Genomic DNA, 299 nt, shown 5'->3' with positions numbered 1-299 from the left:
TCGTGATTTATGACTCAATTGACTTCTGACGCTTTGCTCAAGCTCTCTAAAAGAGAAAAGAACCCGCACAAACGTGTTCGTTTGTTAGCGGTTTCTTTATTTTTAGAATGCCAAAACCGCACTCAGGATGCGAGACAATTAAAAGTGGCTAGGCGTAGCGTAAATAGCTGGGTTACTCGCTTTCTTAGCGAGGGTCTCAATGGGCTAGAGGACAAACCTCGACTTGGAAAGAAGTCTTCATTATCTGATAAGCAAAAAATACAATTAACTCGTTTTATAGCGCATCATGCTAAATCTGA

1 protein-coding gene is annotated in these 299 nt (G+C 40.8%); it reads left to right on the top strand.

The genetic code is table 11. From position 1 onward, the window contains the following. Positions 1-9 precede the first annotated feature (9 nt). On the top strand, positions 10-299 hold a 290-nt coding region (locus tag ACSLUK_RS20050; protein WP_448550557.1), incomplete at its 3' end, for a helix-turn-helix domain-containing protein.

It is taken from the genome of Thalassotalea fusca, assembly GCF_053485835.1.
This window is presented reverse-complemented; position numbering and strand designations above follow the sequence as displayed.